Here is a 22,102-nt window from a genome sequence, read left to right as displayed (position 1 = left end):
GTTGGCCAGCGCTCATGCGGCCACCCACCCGAAACCAGCGGAATTCGCCTGCCCGAGCCCCCAGCTCCAGACCGCGCGCAGAGTGTCCGGGGCTCCGCGTAGCTCCGCTTCCAGAGGCGCCCCTGGGTAGAGGCCGTTTCCGACGGCGAAAGAACGCTTCGCCCCCACCCAGGTGATCGCGTCGACGCTCACATCAGGGTCCAGCCCGAGTGTGAGGGCTTTACGCCTCAGGTTGTTCTCGAAGTAGGCGGCGAACTCCGGCTCGGTCGGCAGCAGCCACGCTTGCCGGGTCGTCCGCACGCCTTCGTCATCGCGGCCGGAGCCCTTCATCACCACGGGGGTCTTGGTCCGCAGCCGGGCTATACCCGATTCGAACTCAGGCGGCTCGACAGGGTCCACCGAGAGGACCCGCAGTGCGGTCCCACCCCAGTCCATCACCGTCTGCTCCGAGAGGCCCTTCGCGAGGCCTTCCACCACCTCCAACAGGGGGCTGCCGAACTCCAGGAGCCCGACCCCACCCACCGCGTAGCTGCCGCGTCTGCGCTTAGCGGCGGGAAAAACCGGAGAGCTGTGCCCGAACGGCACCATCCCGGTATCGCCCCACCCCTCCTCGTGAAGACGCGCCCCCAACTCCGGAGCGCCGCGAGCAAGCAGCTCATACACCAGGCCCCGGCCGGGCTTGAGCACGTGCTCCCACGGCAGCGACGATGCCGTCGTCCGCACCGTGAGCTGTAGCCGCATGACGGACCTTTCGTATCTCCGATATTTCGTAACGGCGATCACGCTACGACCGACAAGAGACACTCTGAACCAGCTAGGGCACACGCGACCGGATCAGGCCAGTTTCCGAATTTCCACTCCAGAATCTTGCTAAATGCGGTAGCGGCAATGAACTCCGCTAGCCATTTCGTACGGTCATCCGATGTACCCGAGAACAGATTCCGGTCTCAGATGCCGTGCCAAGCAGCGCACAGCAATGGCCCCTGACGTAACGAATGCTGCTCCTCGTAGGAGCGATGAGGACTGGTGGGTGGGTCGTAGGCGTCCAGGGCGTCAAGGAGTTGTTGCTCCTCGTAGGAGCAATGAGGACTGCGGGCCATGGGCTTGCCGCCCGCCGAGTCCATGTTGTTGCTCCTCGTAGGAGCGATGAGGACAAGACCTCTCTCCGCGTCGCCGCTGTGGTGATCATCCGTTGTTGCTCCTCGTAGGAGCGATGAGGACCTTGGACTCATCACCACGCGGTGCGTCCCGCTTCGGTTGTTGTTCCTCGTAGGAGCGATGAGGACCCGGGCAGCAAACCGCCCGCCCCGATGGACGCCAGGTTGTTGCTCCTCGTAGGAGCGATGAGGACGACTTTTCTTGTGCGCGTTCTCATCTCGGCTACCCAGTTGTTGCTCCTCGTAGGAGCGATGAGGACCTGGCCTCGGTGCGTGCGCAGACGCTGCAGCCTACGTTGTTGCTCCTCGTAGGAGCGATGAGGACCTCGATCTGGGACCTGCAGGACGGCATGGACCACGCGTTGTTGCTCCTCGTAGGAGCGATGAGGACGATATCCGCGTCCGTGCGCCGCCGCACGAATCGTTCAGTTGTTGCTCCTCGTAGGAGCGATGAGGACCACGGACGTGCTCCCACGCCGCCTCCACCGCAGTGGTTGTTGCTCCTCGTAGGAGCGATGAGGACCGTGTGATCACGCGAATGCGGCACTGTATCCGCACGTTGTTGCTCCTCGTAGGAGCGATGAGGACGGCGCGACAGCACCTCCTGGACCGCCTGACGCTCACGTTGTTGCTCCTCGTAGGAGCGATGAGGACGCTCATCGTCGACCTGGAGGCGCAGTACCAGTACAGTTGTTGCTCCTCGTAGGAGCGATGAGGACCGTCTGGCCGGTGGTGGGTGCGGGGTCGGCTTCCAGTTGTTGCTCCTCGTAGGAGCGATGAGGACCCAAAGGTAAAGCCGCAGCTGGGGGAGCCCACGAGTGGCCATCCTGGCTCAGGAATTTCAGCAATCCCCCAGTCACGCAACCGACCCCGGCGTGTCGCTGAAACCGACGCTACCGCAAGGAAGCGGATCCCGCGCCGACGGCCCCTCCAGCCATTACGCGTAGTCAAGCAGGCCCTGCCGCCCCCACTGCTTGACCAGACGCCCCCACCGTTCCTTCCGAGCGAACCGCTCAGCGATCTCCCTCCCGCTGGGCAGCGAACCGTCGCCACGACGGTGGGCAAGAGCCCACCGCCACGCCTCCGCTTGAACCGGAGAAACCGAGTCGGAGAACGGCCCAATCCGAGCCTCGACCACATCCCGCCCGTCCGCTGACGAAACGACCCGCAACTGCGCACGCGCGGCGTCATCGCGCTCTTCCGCTTCGCCGGGTTCTTCAGCATTCGCCGGCGTTTGAATGTCGGTCGGGACGGCCGACTGGTCGCGCCGATCCTGCTCATCTTCTGCGATCGCATTGCGAACGCCATGGGCGTGCGCACGGAACTCGCGCATGAGCAGTTCGTAGGCACCGATGAGCGCGAACGACGGCCAGGCATGAATTATGCGCGACCACACGGTCGGGTCGGCCACCGCGATGTTGGCGGCCAGCGACGCGACACTGCCCAGGACCAGCAACGTCCACGGCAACAACCCACCCCGCCGACCCTGGCGCGCATCGGCCAACAGCGCCATCGAGGAGGCCACGATCATTCCGTCGACCGACAGAGGGAACAGGGCCGCGCGCCACTCGGGCTCGCCGTGGCGCTGGGCCAGCTCGTACATGTGGGAGTAGGAGACCACCGCGGCGATCGCCGCTAGCATCAGGACGGTGGCGATGGTGATCCAGCGGGACCAGCGAGAGGAGTCCATCTCGGGTCACCGCCCGTCCAGCGCAAGGTCCGCGGAGAGGGTCAATGGCATGTACGAAAGGGTCGACTCCCCCCTCGGACACTCTCAGAGTCCCACGTTTTCCCCAGTGAAGACGGTGGGACTTTGTCGTTTCCGGTAGTGGGAGCCGTGGAGTGCGGGAGATCGAGGCGAAGTACCGGGTCGGCGACATCGAAGCGCTCCTGGCCGCCCTGAAACAGCGAGGACTGGAGTTCTCCGACCCGGTCCGCCAAGACGACCAGGCCTACGCCCAACCCGGCTGGGACTACGGCATGCCCAAGACAGGCTCGGTCTTCGCCCGGCTACGCACCCAAGACGGCCGCCACACCTTCACCGTCAAACGACCCCTCTCCAACGAGATGGAGTGCGTCGAACACGAGACACCCGTCGCCGACCGCGACCAGATGCACGCCGCCGTGATGGAAATGGGCTTCCGGCCCACCGTGCGCATCACCAAGACCCGCCGCACCGCCACCACGGCCGGAATGACACTCTGCCTCGACGAGGTCGAGCACGCCGGCTACTTCCTCGAAGTCGAGATGACCGTCGACGACGACCGCGACGGCGCGGACGCCCAAGCCCACCTCGACACCTTCGTCCAAGAACTCGGCATCCACACCGAGCGGACCACCGACACCTACGACTCCCTCATCCGCGCCGCCACCACCGGCTAGAACAACATCGGCGTCACGGACACAGCCAGGTCTCGCGTGTCCCACAGGCGTCCCACCTCCAGGCTCAGGGCCAGCGTGACCGCGGAGTGGTCGGTGATCCGGCCCCCGTTGCGAGGCTCGTCGAGGCACTCCGACGCTGTGATGCGGTCGGCCAAGTCGGGACCGACATGGAAGTAGTCAGACCGATAGCCGTCCCCCGTCCGGCCGACCAGGAATAGGCCCGGCCGCCCGGGTGGAGGCGCTCGTAGGCATCCAAGAACCCAAGGCGCTCCAGCTCCTCCAAGAAACCGACGAGGACGAGGGAGCCTTCGCCTTGGTGGTCTGCGGAGGCGACCTGCCCTCGCCGGGGGTGCACATCCGGTGCGCGCGTACCGACGCGGACCTGCTCACGGGTGTGCACGTCATCCCTAACACCAGGCTGGCCGCTCCCTTCACGCTGAGCGCCTGGGAGCCCCTCCCTGGCCAGGATCGAGGGGCGCTGGCACGTGTTGTACGCCGACGTCGTGCGATTCTCACCCGAACTGGAGTTCCGTCCCGTGCTCGCCGTTTCCGAGGCCGGGGCGGACCTCTTCGAGCCCATGACCGTGGCCGCCGTGGACCCGGGTGCCCGGCGCACGGAGGGGGTGTGTGCTGCGGCGCGCGGGCGGTTGGTGGGCGCTGGCCACCGACGACGCCGAGCGCGTGTACAAGGTCTACGACCTGGGCCTGCGGAGGCTGGGGAAACTCGACGCCGTCTACGTCTCGGGGCCCGCATCCCCAGGTGTTCCCCGTCTCCTCCCATCCCGGTGCCGACTGGGTCATGGTGACCTTCGACGACGACCAGTACGCTCCAGACGTCCTGGGCTACGGCACGGAGGGGCACGTCGTCATCATGCACGCTCCTGGAGTTCGCTGATTCGTTCCTGGAGCCTGGTGTTGACCCGCCGGTTGAACTCCAGGAGCAGGTCCCGCTCCTCCTTGGTGTGGCCGCCGATGACGTCGGCGTACGCGTGTCCAAGCGAGTCGAAGGTCTCGGCCAGCCGCGCGTACGCGCCGTCGCGGAGGAGTTCGACGATGACCTTCCGACGGTCCCGCGAGTCGCGGCGGCGCTGGACGAACCCCGCCCGCTCCAGACGGTCGACGACCGCGGTGATGGCCCCGCCGCGGGAGAGCCCCGTGTGATCGGCCAGTTCTCCCGGGGTCATGGGGCCGTTCTTGTCCAGGGCGCCGAGGCAGGTGACGTCGGTGATGTTGACACCGGCGTGGGCGGCGAGCGCCGCGTGGAACCGGACGGCCAGCGACGCTCCCACACGGAGTTCCTCATAGAGGGCCCGGACGTCGTCCTGGGACATTGACACTGCGCTCACCCCCTCCTAGTCTCTCTGAAATAGAGAGACACTCTATTGGTGAATCTCTTTATGCGTCCTTTCGCTGATCATACCTTTCCGCACCGGAGACCACCATGACGGAAGTCCACGCCCTCTCCTCGGACCGCGGCCGCAGGAAGTGGGGCGTCCTGGGAGTGGTCCTCCTCGCCCTGTTCATGGACCTCGCGGACGCGACGATCGTCAACATCGTCCTGCCCCGGATGCAGAGCAGCCTCGGTGCCGAGTACGCGGCGGCGCAGTGGGTCCTGGCGGGCTACTCGCTGACCTTCGCCCTGGCCCTCATCACCGGCGGCCGGCTGGGCGACATCTTCGGCCGCAAACGGATGTTCATCATCGGCATGGCCGGGTTCACCTTGGCCTCGGTGCTGTGCGGCGCGGCACCGACCGCCGAGATCCTGATCGCCGGACGGCTTCTCCAGGGCGCCACGGCGGCCCTGATGGTGCCCCAGGTGATGTCGATCATCGTCGTACTCTTCGACCATGCCGACCGCGCCAAGGCCTTCGTCTTCTACGGCATCACGCTCAGCCTGGCCAACGTCAGCGGCCCACTCCTGGGCGCGGTCCTCACGGAGGCGAACCTCTTCGGCCTGGAGTGGCGGACCATCTTCTACGTCAACATCCCGCTCGGCGTGCTCGCCATCGTCCTCGCCCTGTGGCTCATGCCCGAGAGCAAGGCGGTCGACCCGCTGCGCCCCGACCTGGTCGGTATCGTCTTCATCAGCCTGGCGATGTTAGCGATCATGTTCCCCCTCATCCAGGGACGCGAACGCGGCTGGGACTCCTGGACGATCGTCCCTCTCGTCGCCTCCGTGCCCCTCCTGCTCCTGTTCGTCGTGCATCAGCGGCACCGCGACCGCACCACCGGATCGGCCCTGGTACCGCCGTCGCTCTTCGCCCACCGCTCCTTCACGGCCGGGGCCGTCGTCATGTTCGTGCTCTTCTCCGGCCTGGCATCGCTCTTCCTCGTCCTGACCTACAACTTCCAGCTCGGTCAGGGCTGGTCGCCCATGCTCACCGCGGTGGCCATCGTCAGCTGGCCCATCGGCATCACCCTGATGTCCGGAGTCGCCCAGCGCTACGCCACCACCCACGGACGCCGAGTCATCGGCATCGGCCTGGCCGTTATGCTCGCCGGCGTGCTCTCCCTGATCGCCGTCCTGTCCACCATCGGCCCCGCGGCCACCTGGTGGCAGGCCGCCCTCCCGGTGCTTGTCGCCGGCCTGGGCATGGGCATGTGCGTGCCCATCCTGACCAGCGTGGTCCTGGCCGACGTCTCCGAGGACAGCGCGGGAGCGGCCTCGGGCGTGGCCAACGCCGTCATGCAGCTGGGCACGGCCATGGGCGTGGCTGTGGTCGGCATGCTCTTCTTCTGGCTCGCCACCGGCGACGCCGCGGGAGCGGAGCGCGGGCAGGTGTTCTCCGACGCCGCCGCGACCACCCTCTGGTACAACGCGGCCGCCTTCCTGATCGCACTGGTCATGGTGCCCCTGCTGCCGCGGGCCGCCCAGCCGGAGCCGGGGGCCCGGCCCGAGGAAGAGGCTCTCCCCGAGCCCGCGGCCGACCGCCCCTGACCGCCGCCACGACACCCGGCGAAGTCACGCGAAGACGTCGGAGACCATGCCCCGGTAGGCATCGTTGCCGCGCAGGTAGCAGGTGAGGTGCAGATGCCCGCCGCGCAGGAAGAACTGGGCGGCGAAGGTGCAGGACACGTCAGGGTGGGACGGGTCGCGTGGTTCGTCCGCGTCCAGGATCGAGAGCACGGCGCGCTTGCTGTCGGGATCCGAGCGCAGAAGGGAGAGGACGCATTCCCACTGCGTCCGGCCAGCGGCGTCACGAGCGAACAACTTGCTGCCGTACGCGGTGCCGGTCAGGGTTCGGCCGTCGGCCGACGACGTCGCCATACCGGCCGCGTAGTAGCCGATCATGTCGAGATCCCGCCTGCCCGCGAGGTACCAGAGGACCTCGGCCACATTGAACACCACGTTGACCGGCCGGGCCTCCACGTAGGGGAGACGGCGTCGCGGGTCGGTGATGCGGAAGGAGACGTCGAGGGACTCGCCCGCGGCGTTGCCCCGGCTTGAAATGGAGTGGTCGGGCTCTGTAGTGAGGCGGGTGAGGACGGCGGCGTAGGCGTCGTGGAATGAGGGAAACGATGCCGGGATCATGTGAGCACGAGTCCTTTCCTCAGCTCCCTGGACGTGGCGTCGGGATAGCGCTGTACCGTCTCGGCAGGCCGAACGGGGGGTTGGAGCCCGACCTCGAAGCGGTCAAGAGGCCGGGCCGGGTAGCCCCGAACTGTGGGCGCCCGGACCCCTCGCCCGGGTACACGCCGCTCGGGGCCAGGGGATGGCCCGGGAAGCCAACGGACTCCGTAGGGGCCAGCCCTTTCCAACGGCCCTAGCGAAGCCGTTGGAAGCCGGTGCCCGTCCGCGAAAGCGTGCAGTCTCGGCGGTTCCGGGAAACAACGGCCGCAGCGGTCAGCGAGCGCACCGTGCATTCCAGCGCCTCCACCGTCGGTGCCTCGACGAGGCCCGTGGCGGTGATCGCGAACCACGCCCCGGTGTACTCGCCGTGCCAGATGACGAACTGCGGAAAGCGGGCTTGCAGCCGCGCGGCTTGCGCATGGCGTTCGGCGTGAGCCGGGGTGCGCCCCCATCGGGCATCGGCAACTGCGGTCACAGAAGCTCACCCCTCCGACGCGCGACGGCGTCGGCGTGCGCGAGTCCGTGTGCGTAGCCGGGGTTCTTCAACTGCGCTTCGAGCTTCTCGGCGGTGTCGGCGTGCAGCGTCGGCGCGATGTCCGACCCTGCCGTCTTGTTGGTCGCCACCCATGCGGCCGGACGGCCGCGCTCGTCGAACGAGCGCCACACCTTCCAGTCCGGGTACTTGTCGTTCAGCCGCACCAGGGCGAGCACGTCGGGGTCGGGGGGTGTTGGATGAGCCATGCCGCGAAGTTACGGCCGGTCACAGAGCCGGAACAGGCACGGAACGTGTCCGTTTGCTCCGGCGTCCGGGCAAGGGTGTACGGGGCGTGCCCTCTATTCTTCGACGGCCAGGAATCCGGCCAGTTCTCGCTGATCCCGGGTCAACGTGCGCTTCCTGGTCTTCAACACGTCCCGGAACGTTGCTGCGGCTTGCCGTTGGTGCCTGAGCCACTCGGGCGCCGCCGACCTCAGGTCGACCAGGACGCGTGTCGCCTCGTCTCCGTGGCGGAGCATCGCGTGTGCGCGGGCGACGTCGAGCCGGTGCCGATTCCAGTTGTCGGATGTGGAGCGGCCGACGCCGTCAGGAAGGCGGTCGGCCATGGCCAGGACCTTGGTCGGCCGGTCGGCGATCATCTGGTTCTCGATCGCCTTCAAGCGCACGGTGAGCGGGCCGAAGGTGCCCCAGCCGCGAAGGTGGTCGGTGACTTCGGTGCCGACCGCGCTACCGGCTGTCTGTGCCAGTCGAACGAGTTCCCTTGCCTCGTCGGGGCGGTTGTTGCGCGCGGCTGCCGCCGACGCCCGGAGCAGCAACCAGCCCCACGCGGCCAGTTCCTCACGCGACGCGCGCGACATGCGCGGTTCGACCTGGTCGGCCGTTTCACTGGCGAGCTGTTCGGCCTCGTCAAGACGCCCCTGGCGAAGCAGGATCCATGCCTGGCCGATGATCGCCGACGCCGCGTTGAGCCGGTCGCCTACGGTCACCGCGTCGCGGACGGCGTCCCGTAACGCCATATGGGCGAGGTCGTAAGCGCGCACCTGGGTGAGGTAGCGCCCGGCCATCTGGAGGACTTCGGACCGAACGGTGAGCGCCGTCGTCCGCTCGGTCCCCGTCGCGAAATGGTCGACGGCGGCATGGGTCGAGCGGACGAGTTCGGGCAGCAGCTCGCCCATGGCCGGGTACTTGTCCCGGTGGTAGGCGACAGCAACCGATTCGGCCGAGGTGCGGAGCCGGTCGAGGTCGGGTTCCTCGTCGACGGTGTCCAGACCCAACCGCCCGGTGATGGTCACCGGCGGCGAGATGGCCTGTCGCAAGGCCAGCAGGTCGAGCTTGTCGGCGTCGGCATTCGTGTTCCGCCGGGGACCGGTCGAGTCGAACAGGGCCGACGTCTTGACCTCCATCGCCCGGGCAAGGGCGTGGTAGGTCTCCAGCCGGGCGTTCCCGCCGCGCTCGATCTTCTTGACCACGCCGGGGCTGAGCCCGGCCAGTTCGGCAAGACGCTCCTGAGTCAGTCCCCGGCTACGCCGGATGCCCCGGAGCCGGTCCCCGATCGCGCCGCCATTGTGCACAAGAATCCCTGCCCCTTGCGGTCTGCCCATCTTCGGCCAGCATATGGCGGCGATATCCCGGCTGTCAGAAATCCCTGATCACTCCACCGACGGACCGGTTGAATCCGTCAAACACCCCACGCGGCCGACCGGTCTCCCAGCGCGAACGACGTGGACAGACCCACGACATGTGCCAATAGTCCGTCTACCCCCTCGGACACTCTCAGAGTCCCACGTTTTCCCAGGTTGAAGACGTGGGACTTTGTCGTCTGCGCGGCCGGAGCGGGCTCGTGGCCCCGGGCTGAGGCTTCTGCGCCAGATGCACCGCTCGACGGTATTGCGGCTCCCTAAACAGCGCGTCGCCGTGCGAGACCGGCCGCCCGCCGGTGCTGCCGCGCTTCTTGCGGTCTGGTCGACCTTCTCCGGGATCACCGCCCGGATTCCGCGCCGCCGCAGGTAGCGGCGGTTGTGCCGGGACGAGTACGCCTTGTCGGCGGCCACCGCGTCCGGTCGGGGCCCAGGGGGCCGATCGGTCCGCGCACCTTCACCCGCTCAAGGACGGGGACGAACTGCGGGCTGCCGCCAGCCTGTCCAGGGGTGAGGACGAATGAGAGCGGGCGGCGGCGCCGGTCTGCCGCCAGATGGATCTTGCTGGTCAGTCCGCCTCGGGAACGCCCCCGTTCAGCAGCCGCCAGCCGGACCTGGCGCTCGGCGGGTGTGCACGGGGGCGCGTCCATGCGTCGGATCCGGGCAATGCGGCCGGCGAGGTCACGGCGCGTTCCTCGCGGCCGCGGCGTAGCCCTCCAGCAGGTCCGCCACAGCAGCGGGTCGGCTCAGAGCGACACAGTGGCCGCCGGTGATCTCGTCGGGGACGATCCCGAGCCGCTCCGGCACCAGACGGCGGAAGAACGCGGGCGGGAAGAAGCGATCCTCGCTGCAGAGCACGAACCTCGTCGGCACGTCCGGCCACGCATCCAACGGCCACGGCGCGGCCATCGCAGCCGCCGACGGGTGCACCCGCTCCCTGCTCACGGCCTCCTCGGCCAGCTCGCGCGGTACGTCGTGAAGGAAACTGATGTACGGGTCCGCGTTTCCTGTCAAGCCGCCATCGGTTTCGGCCTGCTCGTCGACCGCTTTGCGGTAACCGGTGTTGTCCCACCACTCGCCAGGTGGCTCACCCGGCGATGGGATCATCCCCGCCAACAGGACCAGCTGGTCGACGTGGAGTCGATCGGCGACCAGCGGCGCGGTGAATCCGCCGAACGAGTGGCCCACGACGATCAGGTTCTGCTCTTCGCCGACGGATTCAACGACGGCGTCGGCGTAGTCGGTCAGGGTCAACGAGTCGTCATCGGCCGGCAGGTCGGGCGCTATCACGTCGTGTCCCCGATCGCGTAGCTCGGCCTCCACCAGGTGCCAGCCCCACCCGCCGTCTCCCCCACCGTGGATCAACACGAAAGTGCTCATGATCGGTTCATCTCATTCTCCGTCGGTATTCGGCGAGGACCGGCCAGTCCGGGCTTACGGCCACCAGTGGGTCGACGTCGGCGTACGTGGCGGCCGGTGACACGGTCGTCGTGTACAGCGGCCGGATGCGGACAGTAGAGGAACCGCCGTGGTCGGCAATGCTAATGACCCCGACGGCGCTCCGCCATGCTCGGCGACCGTCACCCCCTGCCCCAGGACGGGCGGCAGCAGCCCGAGCAGCCCGAGCATCCCGCACCCCAGCGGTTGCCGACGGGGCACGGCCAGGCGACCGCATCCATCTCGCATCCGTGAGAGGGACGGCCTTGTCGATACTTGTCCGATACTTGGGTCCCGCGATCAGCTGCTCGTTCCCTGTCCGGTTCGGCCGGGGGCTCGGGTGGTCAGAGGAGCTCGGGTTGCCGATCGCGGCCGGTGGGTGGGGCGATGGCGATGACGCGGTCGCAGCGCGCGAGGGTTTCGGGGCGGTGGGACGCGATGAGGACGGTGCCGTCGAAGTCGGCGATGACGTCGGAGATCGCCTGTTCGGTGCCCGCGTCGAGGCTCGCGGTCACCTCGTCGACGAGGAGTACGCGGGGGCGTCGGATGAGGGCGCGGGCGAGGCACAGCCGTGCTTGCTGTCCGCCGGAGAGCCGTACGCCGTCTTCACCGAGGTCGTCGTCGAGGTCGATCCAGCCGGTGGCCCCGACGTGGTCGAGCACGGCGGCCAGTTCGCCGTCGGAGCGCGGTTCGCTGCCCCGCAGGAGGTTGTCGCGCACGGTCCCGTGGAACAGCGTCGCGTCCTGGTCGACCAGGGCGACCGCGCTGCGCAGGGCCGAGTCGTCGACTTCGGTGACGGGGATGCCCGCACCGTCCGCGGTGACGAGTTCGATGGTTCCGGCCGAGGGGTCCCAGAGGCGGGCGGCGAGCGCGATGACGGTGCTCTTGCCCGCTCCGGAGGGACCGGCGAGTCCGACGTGCTCGCCGGGTGCGATCGCGGTGGACCAGGACGTGAGTGTCGGCCGACGGTCGTCATAGGCGAAGGACACGCCCCGGAACCGGAGTCCGAGCGGCCCGTCGGGCAGCTGCCGTGGGGCGTGCGGGGTGGTCACGACCGGGGGGCGGTTGATGCCGGCGGCGACACGGTCGGCACCGGCGATGAGGGGGTGGAGTTGGGTGAGCGTGGTGGTGGCGTCCGTGGTCGCCGCGACCCCGGCGACGGCCAGTGCCACGAGGGCGGGCAGGAGCTGCGGGGACAGCCGCGCTTCGGCGCCGTCGGCGAGCACCCCTGCGGCGGCGGCACTCACGGCGATGACGCCGATGACCACGGCGGTGACGATGAGTTCTCGGATGGCGGTGACCAGTTGCGACAGCAGTTCCCGTCGGCGCGTGATCGCGGTGGCGCGCCGGGTCGCGGCATCGGTGTCGGCGATGATGCGGGGGGCGAGTTCGTAGGCGAGCACTTCGCGGAGGGCACCGAGTGCGTCGACGACCTGTGCGGACAGGGCCGACCGCTCGTGCTGCTCCTGTTCGCCCAGCCGTCGTGCCGTTCGCGCCCGGCACAGGGCCGTCGTCGCGACGATCGCGCTGCCGGCGAGCATGACGGCCCCGGCCTCCGGCAGCAGGATGCCCGCGGTGATCAGGGTCGCGAGGAACACGGTGATCGAGGCGCCGAGCTGGGCGATGGTGTGGGCGTAGAAGAATTCGAGCTTCTCGATGTCGCCCATGGCGACGGAGGCCGCACGCCCGGAGTGCTCGCGTCGGCGTCCGGGGACGCTGCGGGCGTAGGCGTCGAACAGGGCCATCCGCAACCGGGCCAGGACGCGGTAGGCCAGGGCGTGGGAGACGTCCATCTCCCGCCAGGTCAGGACGGTGCGCAGCAGAACGAGCCCGAGCACGAGGATCCACCAGGTCACCCCGGGCGGTGTCCGGTCGACGACGGCGTGGCCGACCGCCCACGCGGTGAGCACGGTGAGGGCGGCCAGCGCGAGTGCGCTCGCGGTGCCGACCAGGTAGCTGTGGAGCATTCCGCGCCACTCGGGGCGCAGGGCGGGCAGCAGGCCGCGGAAGGTCCGGAGCGCGGCGACGGTGTTCACGGGGCGCTCCTGACCAGGTGGCCGGCGTCCAGGCGCAGCACGTCGGGGACGTCGGCGAGTGTCTCGGGGCGGTGGCTGATCATGATGACGATGTGGTCGCGGGCGACGCGGTGGAGTGTCTCGATGACCTCTGCGGCGCGGGTGGCGTCCAGTGCGCTGGTCGGTTCGTCGACGAGGAGGACGGGGCGGTGTGCGAGGAGGGCCCGGGCGAGAGCGAGGCGCTGACGTTGCCCGCCCGACAGGTTCGTGCCCGCTTCGGCGACCTCGGTGTCGAACCGACGCGGAAGGTTCTGGATCTCGTCGAGGATTCCGGCCGCTCGGCAGGCGGCGACGATGTCGGATTCCTTCGGGGTGCCGGTGGCGGTGAGGTTGTCGCGGATGGTTCCGGCGAAGAGCACCGGACGCTGGGAGACCACCGCGATGTCATCGGAACGCACGGGCCGACCGTCGAGGGTGATGTGGCCGGCGCCCGGGGAGAGGAAGCCGAGAAGGAGGTCGAACAGGGTGGATTTCCCCGCTCCGGACTCCCCGACGATCGCGGTGAGCGATCCGCGCCGGGCGGTCAGACCGAGGTCGCGGATGACGTCGTCGTGGGCATCGGGATAGCGGAAGCTCAAGCCCGCGACACGCAGCACCTCCGCTCGGCCGCCCCTGGTTCCCTCGCGCCGCGCGGCGCCTCCGGGGGCGGACGTCGGGTCGCCCTGTGCCATGTCGCGGTCAGGGGTGAAGGCACCGAGCCGGGCGAGGCCGGGGATGGCGGTGAGTCCGAGGAATCCGGCGTGCCAGTGCCGGGAGAGGTCGCGGATCGGGCGGAACGCTTCGGAGGCGAGCAGGAGGATCAGGTAGGTCTCGATCGCGGGGGCCTGTCCGGTGGCGGCGTGGGTGAGGGCGACGGTCGCCGCGGCGACGATGCCGCCCTGAACCGCGAAGTCGATCACGGCGGTTTCGGCCAGGGAGACCCGCATGACGCGTTCGGTGGCGCGGCGCAGCGCCTCGGAGCGTGTGTTCAGCCGCCGCCGGGTGCCGGGCACGTCGCCGAGTGTGCGCAGGGTCGCCATGCCACGGAGGGATTCGAGCATGTCGGCGCTGAGTGCCTCGTAGCTGTCCCAGTGGTCGAGTCCGCGCCGGGCCATCATCCGTTTCCACGCCATCGGCCCCACGAGCGCCAGCACGATCCCCGCCGCGACGCAGAGCCCCGCCGCCGGTGAGAGCAGAAGGAGTGCGGCGACGACGACGGGGCAGGCGAGGAACACCTGCGCGACGGCGGGGATGTACTTCGCGACGTAGGCGTCGGTGCCGTCGATTCCGTCACCCAGGCCGGCCCGCATCGCGCCGTCCCGGGTAGCGGTGTCGTGCAGCCGTTCGGGCACCAGCGCGGCCCGCATCGCACGGCGGCGCAGGGCCTGTCGGACATCGCCGCCCAGCCGGGCGGCGGCGGAGGTCTGGACGAGCGAGAGTCCCGTTCGCGCCAGTGCGATGCCGACGATCAGGGAGAGCGCGGCGACCACGTCCTGCGGGTGTCCGCGCAGCACCGCGGACATCGACCAGGCGATGGCCACGGCTTGGGCGAGGTGGGTGAGGAAGACGAGCAGCAGCAGTGCGGTACTCCACGTCAGGGCTGCGGGGAACCGGGCCGCCTCCCGCCAGAGCTCGCGGACGATCATCATGGTGCGGTCTCCTCGGCCACGTTCGGGTCACCGGGCAGCATCGCCAGGGCATGCACGATCCAGCGGCCGCGGACCGCGCGGAAACCGGACACCGGCCGACAGCGCCATCGCCCTGACAGAGCGCCCGAGTAGCACAGGCCGGCCGCGGCCCGGTGGGCGCGCCACAGAATGTCGGCGACGGCGGCGACCGGGGCGTCCGTCGCGACGGACCATGTCTCCAGGCGGTGGGCGCCGAGGACCCACGCCTGCCCGCATGCCGCCGCGACGTGCTCGGCTCCGGCCGCGTGTGGCCGGTGCCGCGCCGCACCGGCGAACTCGTCGATCGCCGGCGATCGGCGGGCGGCCAGGGCAGCACGGCGCCAGGGGATCGGCGTCCATGAGGCCGGCAGCTCGATGGCCGCGAGTGGGATCTCCGGGGCGAGCCCGTGCCCGAGCCACCGGTCGTGCTCGGCCGCGCGGGGCACGCCGAGCAGCCCGCGCAACGGTGTGCTCGGGCCGAGCCGTATCCGGGCGGGATCCGCGTGGATCAGGAACTCCACGGCGGCGAGCGCGTAGGCGGTGTCCGCGACCCACAGCGGCCAGGCCCGGTGGCGGTAGCGGCCGAAGCCGCGGCCCGGCTGGACGGTGAGGACCACATGGGTTCCCGTCACCCGATCGCGCGCGCCATCGGTGTTCCAACCCGCCGCCCGCTCGGCACCGCCGTCACGCCGCAGCAGCGTGTCCTGCTCGTGATCGTAGACATACCGACCCGGTTCCAGGGTGCCGCCGGGGGCGCCGACGACCAGGTGGGTCTGCACCGGGTAGGCCCCGCCGGCCGAGGGAACCGGGCGCTTGCGGATGCCGGTCACGGTCCCGTCGGCCGCGCGGTGGAACCCCTCACCGGTCCACAGGCCGTGGAACAGGCCCCGTTCACGGCCGGGAACGGCCACCGGCGCGGCGCCGACGCCGCGCCAGCGGTTGACCCGCGGCCCGGGCGGAAGCGCCGGGCCCGGGGGATCGGCGGCGAACGCGCGCGCCAGGAGAGGGGGGAGGCCGGGCGAGCCCGCCGGGCGATGCGCGCGGCGTGCCCGGCCGGGCGGATGATCTGTGGAGAACACGGGGGCCTTACATGTGCGGGGGCGGGACGAGGGTGAAGTCCTCCGGGCCTTCGTTCCAGGTCGTGCGCCATCGCCGTTCGATGGCCGCGTCCCTGAAGCGGGGCATGCCGAGGTAGGCGAAGGCGGCGGGGGCGTTGGGGGCGAGTCCGGTGATGAAGGTCCGCACCACGCGCAGCGGCGTCCGGCGGATGTCGGTCGTGGTCAGGTCGCGGGTGAGGATCCGGTGGCCGCGACGGGCCAGCCGCCGGTACACCTCGCCCATCGCCACCGGCTCCAGCGCGGTGATCGGTCGGGTTCCGAGGGCCGGTGCCGTGAAGCGTCGGGCTTCCTCGTGGACGCGCGGGTCGAGCCAGAGCTGGACGTGGGCGCCCAGGTCGATGATGTTCTCGCACTGTTCGCCGGCGGCGTCGCGGTAGGTGGCGTCGGCGCGGAAGTCCAGGTAGAGGCCGCGGGCCAGCAGCCCGTGCTCGACGGCGCGGAACACCCACCCGTCGGCGGTGGTGCATCCTTGGGTGTACACCCAGGTGTGGACCGCTTCGAGGACCGCTTTTCGGGCGGCGCGGACCGGGTCGCACGATGCGGAGAAGCCCGCCGCGTACAGGCCGCGCTCCTCGTCGTGCACGAGTGCCGCGACGGCGGGGGCGAACTCCGACGGCATGGCCACCAGGAAGACGCGAAGGGAACCGCCGCGGAGGTCCGATTCGAGGCCCGGGACGCTCGCTGGGTCGATGCCGAAGGCGGGGCCGTCGAGGTGCCACCACAGTTCGAGGGCGTCCCGTTCGATGATCTCCAGAACCCCGCGGTCCCGGGCGTCATCGGTTCCCTGTCCGGTGGCGATGCCGGCGTAGTTGAGGTGGTGGGTGCGGGGAAGGTGCCGGAAGCGCGACTGCCGCCAGTTCAGGTAGATCAGCGAGGCGGGTACCCATGTCCGGGCGCCGTCGAGACCGGTGCACCGTGCCCACAGGGTCGGCGTTTCCTCGGTGAGCCGCTGGTAGGGGAATCCGCCCCGGGCGTACTGCCACGGGGCGTACACCGGCAGGTCCGCCGGGTCGATCGGGTCGGCACCCGCGGCCGTGAGTTCGGCACGGGAGGCGATGCGCAGTTCGTCGTCGGGCAGATCGGCGGGGAGCCAGTTCCCGCAGTAGCGTTCGGCCCCCTCGGCGATCGCGGCGATCCTCGCCTGGCCGGCGTCGTCGAAGGAGGTGCCCAGTGAGACGCGGTCGGCGGGCCACTCTCCGAGTCGGCGCGCGTCGGAGACGGCCGCGGTCATCGCCAGGTAGGACGCCGGTGCCCCGGCGGGGTGCGGCACCGCCCGAACCGACCGGATGATTCCGCATTCGGGATCGACCAGTGCTTCCACGGGCAGCGGGTGTTCATCGGCGCGCGGCGTGCGGGCGGCCTCGGCGACCTGCCGTGGCGAGGGGTCGGCGGTTCCGGTCGGGGTCATGGGGAGGTCCTTTCGTGGCGCCAGGTCCCTGACGCGGGGTCGAGGATCGACCGCGTGCGCGACGCGGCTGTGGGAACGAGGACGTCGGTCCACGCCGCCGCGGCACCGGGCAGCCCCTGGGCGGACAGCCAGGGGTCGATGATGTGGGCCAGTCCGCCGGCCGCGGTGATGCGGGCCCGCAGGGTCTCGTCGCGGATCCCCCCGATGAGGCGGTGCCCCCACGGGCCGCTGACGACGTGGCTCGCGGCGTTCCAGTCGCGTGCGAGGCCCAAGGCGTCATGGTGGAAGAAGTCGTCGTCGCCGCTGATCACCAGCAGCGGCACGGTGATGTGGCCGTAGCGCGACCGCGGGTCGATCCGCCGGGCGGTCCACAGCCGCTGCCAGCCCGCGCGTGCTTCCGGTGACCATCCCCAGCCTTCGGCGGCCTCGATCACGCCGTGCTCTCGCGCGTGCCCGACGCGCCGGTCCAGCTCCGCGGGGGGCAGCGGAGGTTCGGGGTGCCGTGTCCGTCCATGCTGGTGCCACCATCCGATCCGGTGCCGGATCTGCGGGACTCCGTCGGCGCCCCACGCGGTCTCGGCCGGACCCAGCGCGGGGACGAGCGCGATGATCGCCGCCACGGCGCTGGGAACGGTGGAGTCGTCGGCCGCTTCGGTTCGCGCGGCGGCGCGTGCGGCTTCCAGAGCGGTGTGAGCGGCGTACGAGGCTCCGAAGAGGACCACCGGGAGACCCGGATGGTCCGCGGCCAGCCGCGCCAGGACCTCACCGCCGTCGTCCTGCTCACGGGTGTAGGGGGACCAGTGTCCCTCCGACCGGTACCGTCCGCGCACGTCCTGCACGAGGCAGTGGTATCCGCGCTCGTTCCACGAGCGTGCGGTCGACGCGTGCCGGTCCGCGTCATAGGGGGTGCGGATCAGCACGATGCCCTCCGACCGCGCGCATTCCCACCATCGTCCGCGCAGGACGGCGCCGTCCGGCATCCGGCAGTGGTGGTCGCGTCCGTGATCCGCCGTCATGACGGCCGAGCCACCCCGCCGTCGATGACCGGTGGCGCGTCGTAGGCCAGCACCGGGTGCTCGCTGAGCGTCCCGGTCGTCGCGACGAGTTTCCACAGCGTGCTGCGGTAGCCCGCCAGCGTGTCCGCCTGTTGTGCCCACGCGAGGGCGACGGTGAGCATCCGGCCGGTCAGCAGCGTGCGCGCAGCGAACGAGAGTTCCTCGGGGGAGGCGGCGGTGGCGCGTTGCCAGGCGTCGAGTTCGCGGGGCACGGGACTCGCCGCCAGGCGGCGCCGGCGCACCTGCTCCGCGGCGGGATCACCGCTGGAGACGCCGATGGGGTCGACATAGCAGATCTCGCCCTCCCGGTAGCCGCGCAACCAGGCGACACCGTCCCCTGGCAGCGTGTCGAGCTCATCCCACCGTGCACGTTGGGCGGGTGAGTCCGCGTAGGCGATCACGAGGTCCCAGGGCCGAGCGGTCGGTCCGTGGCCGCCCACCGCCGCCGCATCCCGCCGGTCGTCACCGGTCGGCTCCCCGCCCGCGGTGGCGAGCAGCGCCGCGCCGTCGGGGAAGCGGGTGGGGGACACCCCCCATTCGGCCAGCGCATCGGCCAGGACCTCGACCTGCGTGCCCTCCCCTACCAGCGCCACGTTTCGTCGCGCGGTCGGCCAGCGACGCTCGGCGTCGCCGTCCTCGCGAGCGGCCATCTCCGCGGTGAGCTTCTCGGCGTACGCACCGGTCTCCTCGTCATCGGTCGGCGAGCCGGTCAACGCGTCGATGAGACCGGCCGGCGGGTGTCGCAGGCGGAGGAACGTCCCTGAGGACGTCCGCACGACTCCGGTGCCGTCGCGCTCGATGAGCACATGGGCGCCGCTCCCCGGCACACGGGCGATGGGTGGTGGTGGGGTCATCTGTGCCTCTCGAACGGCCCGGTCGGGCGGCACGGAGGCCACCCGACCGGGGATCAGGTCCGAACTGACGGCGTCGTGGGCGACGTGGTCAGTCGAAGGGGTTCTCGACGAGGGCGTTGGAGTGCGAGGCCGACAGATGCGCCAGCTGCTCGGACTCCTCGATCTCGGCGACGATCTGCTGGTCCATGGAGATGTCCTCTCTGCATGACGGGACGCGTCGACCCGTGTGGACCGACACGTGCTCTCGGGGAGCACCGCGCACTGTACTTGATAATGGTTATCATTTCCAATAATGTCCCCATATGACCGCTGAGCAGCTCTTCGTGGCCGACTACCGTGCGGGCCGCACCTACTCCGTCGACGGCGCCGAGGTCCGCGTACTCGGCCGCGGAGTCCTCGCCGAGCACGCCGGTGTCCTGGCGCTCCCCGGCGACGGTGCGACCGACGCGCAGTGGGCGTTCCTCGACGACCGGTCCGGGGCGCTCGTGGCGCTCGGGCCCGACGGTGAGCAGCGCGTTCCCGTGGCGATTCCGGGCGAGCACCTTGCCTGCGATGCCTCGGGGCGCTACGTGCTGGTGACGACCGGTGTCGGCGCGAACGGGTCCGCATGGAGTGACGTCGTCACCGTCGTCGACCTGTCGGCCGGCGAGTCCGTGCGATTCCGTTCGCGGACGGGTGAGCCCGGGGCGCTGGTGGTCCCCGACCAGGCCGACGGCGAGCCGACGGCCGTGCTCCGCCATCGCGAGCCCGGAGCCGTCGAGGTGCTCCCCCTCGCCCGCTGCCTCGACGTCGGTGCCCATGTACCGGCGATCAGCGGCACCGCCGTCGACGGGATCGCCGATGACGGCCACGGCGATGTCGTCGACCAGCGCACCGGCATCGCGGCGACGGCGACGAGCAGAGGCCTGGAGCGGTTCGTCGTCGACAACGGGGTGCCGCGGACGGTCGGTGTCGTTCCCTGGCCGGTGCCCGGACGCGCCTTCTACCTGCGCTTCGACCCGGCCACCGGCCGTGCTGTGGGCGTGGTGCGCGGTGGGCCGGCCTCCCCCGCCGCCTGGACCCGGTGGACCAACCACCTGGTCGACGTCGATCTGTCCACCGGTGACACGCGTTGCCTGGAGCTGCCGCCGGGGCTCGCGTTCCGGTTCGCGCTCGGCGGCGGGAGGGCAGCGGTGGCGACGATCCATCCCGATCGGGACGAGCTGACACTCATCGAGCGCACCGGGCCGCGGCTGCGTGCGCTGTACCGGAGGCCGCTTCCCCCGATGTCGCATCCACCGGCCGCCGGACACCTGCCCTGGGACCCGGTGGGCGATGCTCCCGCGCAGCGACGGGCCGTCGCGCTCGATCCCTCCGGGACGACCGCCGCGGTGACCCGCGGCGGCGACGCCGAACTCCACCTGATCCGCGACGACCGCCTCGACACCGTCAGCATGCCGAGCCCACTCGATGAGGGCGGGCACCTGCACTGGCACGGCGGCGCCTTCGACTCGATCGGCCGGTAATGACGAACACTCCCGCCCCGACGATCGTCCCCTCCCTCGACACCGCACTGGCGAAATGGGAGCACCACGGGCGCCCCGGCCTTCCCGACCGCGGTTTCGTCCTCAGCCGGCTTCCGGGCCGCCGGCGACGGGGGATCTACCGGGTCGAAGACGACTCGCCGGTGTTCGAGCCCGACGGGCACATCCTGCGCATGGCCCCGTCACCGGACGGGCGCACCGTCGCCGTCCAGCTGGCCGGACGCGCGGACGAGGACGCCGCTCTGGCCCTCGTCGACACCGCCACGGGCCGGGTGCGGGTGCACCCGGAGGTTCGCTGCCGCTACGACCCCATGCTCTGGAGCGGCGACTCCTCCCGCGTCGAACTCGTCGCCGACGGGTCGCGCCGATTCGTCGGTCTCGACGTGGCCACCGGACGGTTGCGGGCCTCCGCTGTGCCGCCGGACGTGCGGCTCAGGTTGTTCCCCGGCGGGGTGCGGGGGCTGCTCGCCGAAAGCCGCACCGGCGCACCCACCGTCCTCACCGACCGCGCCACCGGCACCGAACTCGGTGCGTTCACCGCCATCGTCCGGGTGCTCGCCGCCGGAGGCGACGCCCTGGTGGACGACGGACGACGCCTCCACGTCCTCGACACGCGCACCGGAACCGAACGGTGGTCCTGGGAGGACCCGTCCCTGCGGATCACCTCGATCGCCGCCCGCGGTGACGACGTCCTCGTGGCCGGTGTGCGCGCGGGCCGCAGTGTTCTGCTGCGCATCGCCCAGGGGGCGGTCATCGTCGACCGGCCGGTGACCTACCGGGGCGGTCCGGTCGTCGCGACCGATGTGAGCGCCGGGGCCGACCGGTTCCACGTCCTCATCGAGGGCCCCGTCCTTCCCCCGCGCGTCGTCACGGCCGACGAACTCCTGGCCGACCGGCCCGCCACGACCGCGCCGCCCGCCCTCGCGCGGACCGAACGGTACGCGTTCACCGCCGACGACGGAGCCGACGTCCCCGTCGTGGTCACCTCGCCGGTGGGTGCGACCGGTCCCACTCCGCTGATCCTGACCTGCTACGGCGGCTTCGGTGTCCCGAGCCTGGCCACGTTCGAGCCGACGGTGCCGGCGTGGATCGAGCACGGCGGCCGGTACGCGATCGCGCAGATCCGGGGCGGCGGCGAGCACGGCACGGCGTGGCGCGAGGCCGGTCGGGGCGCCGACAAGGCACGCGGCATCGACGATCTGGCCGCTGTGGCACGCGGGCTCGTCAGCGCCGGACTCACCCGACCGGACCTGCTCGTCCTGGCCGGCGCTTCGCACGGCGGCGTGATCGTGACCGGCTGCGCACTGGGGTCCCCGGGCCTGTGCGCCGGGGTCGTCAGCACCGCCGCCCCACTCGACCTGCTCCATCTCGGCGCCCACCCGCTCGGGCAGCACTGGATCGGCGAGTTCGGCGGCCCGGACGACCCTGAGCGGGTCGAACGCCTCCGCCGGATCTCGCCCCTGCACCGCGCCCGGCGACTTCCTACCGGAACCGACCTCCCCCGGTTCCTCGGCATCGTCCTGGACGACGACTCCCGGGTGACCGCCGACGACACCCAGGCCGTCGCCGACACGCTGCGCCGGGCCGGCGGCGACGCGACCCTGTGGCGCGCGCCCCGAACCGGCCACGGCAGCAATCACCTCGACAGCCTCCACCGTTTAGGAGCCACCGTCCTCGGCTTCGCCGCGATCGCGACGCGATCGGCACACACCACCCCGTCAACGGCTGGAAAGGGCTTCTGAC

20 protein-coding genes, 1 pseudogene and 1 CRISPR repeat array are annotated in these 22,102 nt (G+C 70.5%); of the genes and pseudogenes, 5 read left to right on the top strand and 16 right to left on the bottom strand.

Annotated features, from left to right (window positions below):
- Nucleotides 1-12: 12 nt before the first annotated feature.
- Both HNR23_RS24905 and HNR23_RS24900 read right to left on the bottom strand, forming a co-directional pair.
- Nucleotides 13-741 carry a CRISPR-associated endoribonuclease Cas6 gene (locus tag HNR23_RS24905; RefSeq protein ID WP_184079290.1) on the bottom strand — a complete coding sequence of 243 codons (729 nt, stop codon included), beginning with the start codon at nt 739-741 and terminating at the stop codon, nt 13-15.
- Between the two features lie 253 nt (nt 742-994).
- Nucleotides 995-1,941: direct repeats of the CRISPR family, unit length 30 nt; unit sequence GTTGTTGCTCCTCGTAGGAGCGATGAGGAC.
- 153 nt (nt 1,942-2,094) lie between these two features.
- Nucleotides 2,095-2,847, bottom strand: coding sequence for a DUF2637 domain-containing protein (locus HNR23_RS24900; RefSeq protein WP_184079288.1), 753 nt, complete (start codon nt 2,845-2,847; stop codon nt 2,095-2,097).
- 152 nt (nt 2,848-2,999) lie between these two features.
- Here HNR23_RS24900 and cyaB point away from each other — a divergent pair, with 152 nt between their 5' ends.
- Together cyaB and HNR23_RS27330 are read left to right on the top strand one after the other, a co-directional pair.
- Entirely contained in the window at nt 3,000-3,539 is a 540-nt protein-coding gene (cyaB, locus tag HNR23_RS24895; RefSeq protein WP_184079286.1) for a class IV adenylate cyclase, read from the top strand.
- A gap of 760 nt (nt 3,540-4,299) precedes the next feature.
- On the top strand, nt 4,300-4,434 hold the full coding sequence (locus HNR23_RS27330; RefSeq protein WP_281381904.1) for a hypothetical protein: 135 nt from the start codon (nt 4,300-4,302) through the stop codon (nt 4,432-4,434).
- On the opposite strand, the gene HNR23_RS24890 is transcribed toward HNR23_RS27330, so the two are convergent.
- Nucleotides 4,409-4,885 (bottom strand): MarR family transcriptional regulator, encoded by a 477-nt coding sequence (locus tag HNR23_RS24890; RefSeq protein WP_221308242.1) that lies wholly within the window; start codon nt 4,883-4,885, stop codon nt 4,409-4,411. The genes HNR23_RS27330 and HNR23_RS24890 overlap by 26 nt on opposite strands.
- 95 nt (nt 4,886-4,980) lie before the next feature.
- Here HNR23_RS24890 and HNR23_RS24885 point away from each other — a divergent pair, with 95 nt between their 5' ends.
- Nucleotides 4,981-6,477 (top strand): MFS transporter, encoded by a 1,497-nt coding sequence (locus tag HNR23_RS24885; protein ID WP_184079284.1) that lies wholly within the window; start codon nt 4,981-4,983, stop codon nt 6,475-6,477.
- A 24-nt stretch (nt 6,478-6,501) separates the two neighbouring features.
- On the opposite strand, the gene HNR23_RS24880 is transcribed toward HNR23_RS24885, so the two are convergent.
- The 13 genes and pseudogenes from HNR23_RS24880 to amiA all read right to left on the bottom strand — a co-directional run bounded on the left by HNR23_RS24880 (nt 6,502) and on the right by amiA (nt 19,023).
- The gene (locus HNR23_RS24880; protein WP_184079282.1) at nt 6,502-7,071 is read right to left on the bottom strand and encodes a thymidylate synthase; all 570 of its coding nucleotides are present in this window, start codon (nt 7,069-7,071) and stop codon (nt 6,502-6,504) included.
- Nucleotides 7,072-7,303: 232 nt separating this feature from the next.
- The gene (locus HNR23_RS24875) at nt 7,304-7,585 is read right to left on the bottom strand and encodes a hypothetical protein (RefSeq protein ID WP_184079280.1); all 282 of its coding nucleotides are present in this window, start codon (nt 7,583-7,585) and stop codon (nt 7,304-7,306) included.
- Nucleotides 7,582-7,851, bottom strand: coding sequence for a hypothetical protein (locus HNR23_RS24870; RefSeq protein WP_184079279.1), 270 nt, complete (start codon nt 7,849-7,851; stop codon nt 7,582-7,584). The genes HNR23_RS24875 and HNR23_RS24870 overlap by 4 nt, the downstream gene beginning before the upstream one ends.
- Nucleotides 7,852-7,944: 93 nt before the next feature.
- Complete coding sequence (locus HNR23_RS24865) at nt 7,945-9,207, bottom strand: helix-turn-helix domain-containing protein (RefSeq protein WP_221308241.1); 1,263 nt, start codon at nt 9,205-9,207, stop codon at nt 7,945-7,947.
- A 267-nt stretch (nt 9,208-9,474) separates the two neighbouring features.
- Nucleotides 9,475-9,947 (bottom strand): annotated as a pseudogene (locus HNR23_RS27065) (transposase); the annotation flags it as partial.
- Nucleotides 9,925-10,623 carry an alpha/beta hydrolase gene (locus tag HNR23_RS24855; protein ID WP_184079275.1) on the bottom strand — a complete coding sequence of 233 codons (699 nt, stop codon included), beginning with the start codon at nt 10,621-10,623 and terminating at the stop codon, nt 9,925-9,927. The gene HNR23_RS24855 and the pseudogene HNR23_RS27065, both read right to left, overlap by 23 nt.
- Nucleotides 10,624-11,024: 401 nt before the next feature.
- On the bottom strand, nt 11,025-12,716 hold the full coding sequence (locus tag HNR23_RS24850; protein ID WP_184079273.1) for an ATP-binding cassette domain-containing protein: 1,692 nt from the start codon (nt 12,714-12,716) through the stop codon (nt 11,025-11,027).
- Nucleotides 12,713-14,383 (bottom strand): ATP-binding cassette domain-containing protein, encoded by a 1,671-nt coding sequence (locus tag HNR23_RS24845; RefSeq protein WP_184079271.1) that lies wholly within the window; start codon nt 14,381-14,383, stop codon nt 12,713-12,715. Before HNR23_RS24845 ends, HNR23_RS24850 begins: the two co-directional genes overlap by 4 nt.
- A complete protein-coding gene (locus tag HNR23_RS24840) occupies nt 14,380-15,312 on the bottom strand; it encodes a nitroreductase family protein (protein WP_184079269.1) in 933 nt (310 codons plus the stop codon). Before HNR23_RS24840 ends, HNR23_RS24845 begins: the two co-directional genes overlap by 4 nt.
- 175 nt (nt 15,313-15,487) lie before the next feature.
- Nucleotides 15,488-16,927: a YcaO-like family protein gene (locus tag HNR23_RS24835; RefSeq protein ID WP_184079267.1), complete on the bottom strand. Its 1,440-nt coding sequence runs from the start codon at nt 16,925-16,927 to the stop codon at nt 15,488-15,490.
- Nucleotides 16,924-17,943, bottom strand: a complete 1,020-nt coding sequence (locus HNR23_RS24830) for a CocE/NonD family hydrolase (RefSeq protein ID WP_184079265.1) — start codon at nt 17,941-17,943, stop codon at nt 16,924-16,926. Before HNR23_RS24830 ends, HNR23_RS24835 begins: the two co-directional genes overlap by 4 nt.
- Nucleotides 17,940-18,836 carry a hypothetical protein gene (locus HNR23_RS24825; RefSeq protein WP_184079257.1) on the bottom strand — a complete coding sequence of 299 codons (897 nt, stop codon included), beginning with the start codon at nt 18,834-18,836 and terminating at the stop codon, nt 17,940-17,942. Before HNR23_RS24825 ends, HNR23_RS24830 begins: the two co-directional genes overlap by 4 nt.
- 88 nt (nt 18,837-18,924) lie before the next feature.
- Nucleotides 18,925-19,023, bottom strand: coding sequence for a streptamidine family RiPP (gene amiA, locus HNR23_RS27060; protein ID WP_246421857.1), 99 nt, complete (start codon nt 19,021-19,023; stop codon nt 18,925-18,927).
- 115 nt (nt 19,024-19,138) lie between these two features.
- Between amiA and HNR23_RS24820 the strand changes: the two genes are divergently transcribed.
- Both HNR23_RS24820 and HNR23_RS24815 read left to right on the top strand, forming a co-directional pair.
- Nucleotides 19,139-20,341, top strand: a complete 1,203-nt coding sequence (locus tag HNR23_RS24820; protein ID WP_184079255.1) for a hypothetical protein — start codon at nt 19,139-19,141, stop codon at nt 20,339-20,341.
- Nucleotides 20,341-22,101 carry a prolyl oligopeptidase family serine peptidase gene (locus HNR23_RS24815; RefSeq protein WP_184079253.1) on the top strand — a complete coding sequence of 587 codons (1,761 nt, stop codon included), beginning with the start codon at nt 20,341-20,343 and terminating at the stop codon, nt 22,099-22,101. The genes HNR23_RS24820 and HNR23_RS24815 overlap by 1 nt, the downstream gene beginning before the upstream one ends.
- The last annotated feature ends 1 nt before the right edge of the window (nt 22,102 follow it).

It is taken from the genome of Nocardiopsis mwathae, from assembly GCF_014201195.1.
In the GTDB taxonomy this organism is placed as follows: domain Bacteria; phylum Actinomycetota; class Actinomycetes; order Streptosporangiales; family Streptosporangiaceae; genus Nocardiopsis_C; species Nocardiopsis_C mwathae.
Note: the sequence above shows the minus strand (reverse complement) of the source record. Positions and strands in the feature narration are given on the sequence as shown.

Coding starts and splice junctions, on each gene's coding strand:
- HNR23_RS24905 (WP_184079290.1), bottom strand. CDS start 741: ATGCGGCTACAGCTCACGGTGCGGACGACGGCATCGTCGCTGCCGTGG.
- amiA (WP_246421857.1), bottom strand. CDS start 19,023: ATGGACCAGCAGATCGTCGCCGAGATCGAGGAGTCCGAGCAGCTGGCG.
- HNR23_RS24820 (WP_184079255.1), top strand. CDS start 19,139: ATGACCGCTGAGCAGCTCTTCGTGGCCGACTACCGTGCGGGCCGCACC.
- HNR23_RS24815 (WP_184079253.1), top strand. CDS start 20,341: ATGACGAACACTCCCGCCCCGACGATCGTCCCCTCCCTCGACACCGCA.
- HNR23_RS24880 (WP_184079282.1), bottom strand. CDS start 7,071: ATGATCCCGGCATCGTTTCCCTCATTCCACGACGCCTACGCCGCCGTC.
- HNR23_RS24885 (WP_184079284.1), top strand. CDS start 4,981: ATGACGGAAGTCCACGCCCTCTCCTCGGACCGCGGCCGCAGGAAGTGG.
- HNR23_RS24900 (WP_184079288.1), bottom strand. CDS start 2,847: ATGGACTCCTCTCGCTGGTCCCGCTGGATCACCATCGCCACCGTCCTG.
- HNR23_RS24835 (WP_184079267.1), bottom strand. CDS start 16,927: ATGACCCCGACCGGAACCGCCGACCCCTCGCCACGGCAGGTCGCCGAG.
- HNR23_RS24830 (WP_184079265.1), bottom strand. CDS start 17,943: ATGACGGCGGATCACGGACGCGACCACCACTGCCGGATGCCGGACGGC.
- HNR23_RS24865 (WP_221308241.1), bottom strand. CDS start 9,207: ATGGGCAGACCGCAAGGGGCAGGGATTCTTGTGCACAATGGCGGCGCG.
- HNR23_RS24870 (WP_184079279.1), bottom strand. CDS start 7,851: ATGGCTCATCCAACACCCCCCGACCCCGACGTGCTCGCCCTGGTGCGG.
- HNR23_RS24845 (WP_184079271.1), bottom strand. CDS start 14,383: ATGATGATCGTCCGCGAGCTCTGGCGGGAGGCGGCCCGGTTCCCCGCA.
- HNR23_RS24855 (WP_184079275.1), bottom strand. CDS start 10,623: ATGAGCACTTTCGTGTTGATCCACGGTGGGGGAGACGGCGGGTGGGGC.
- HNR23_RS24825 (WP_184079257.1), bottom strand. CDS start 18,836: ATGACCCCACCACCACCCATCGCCCGTGTGCCGGGGAGCGGCGCCCAT.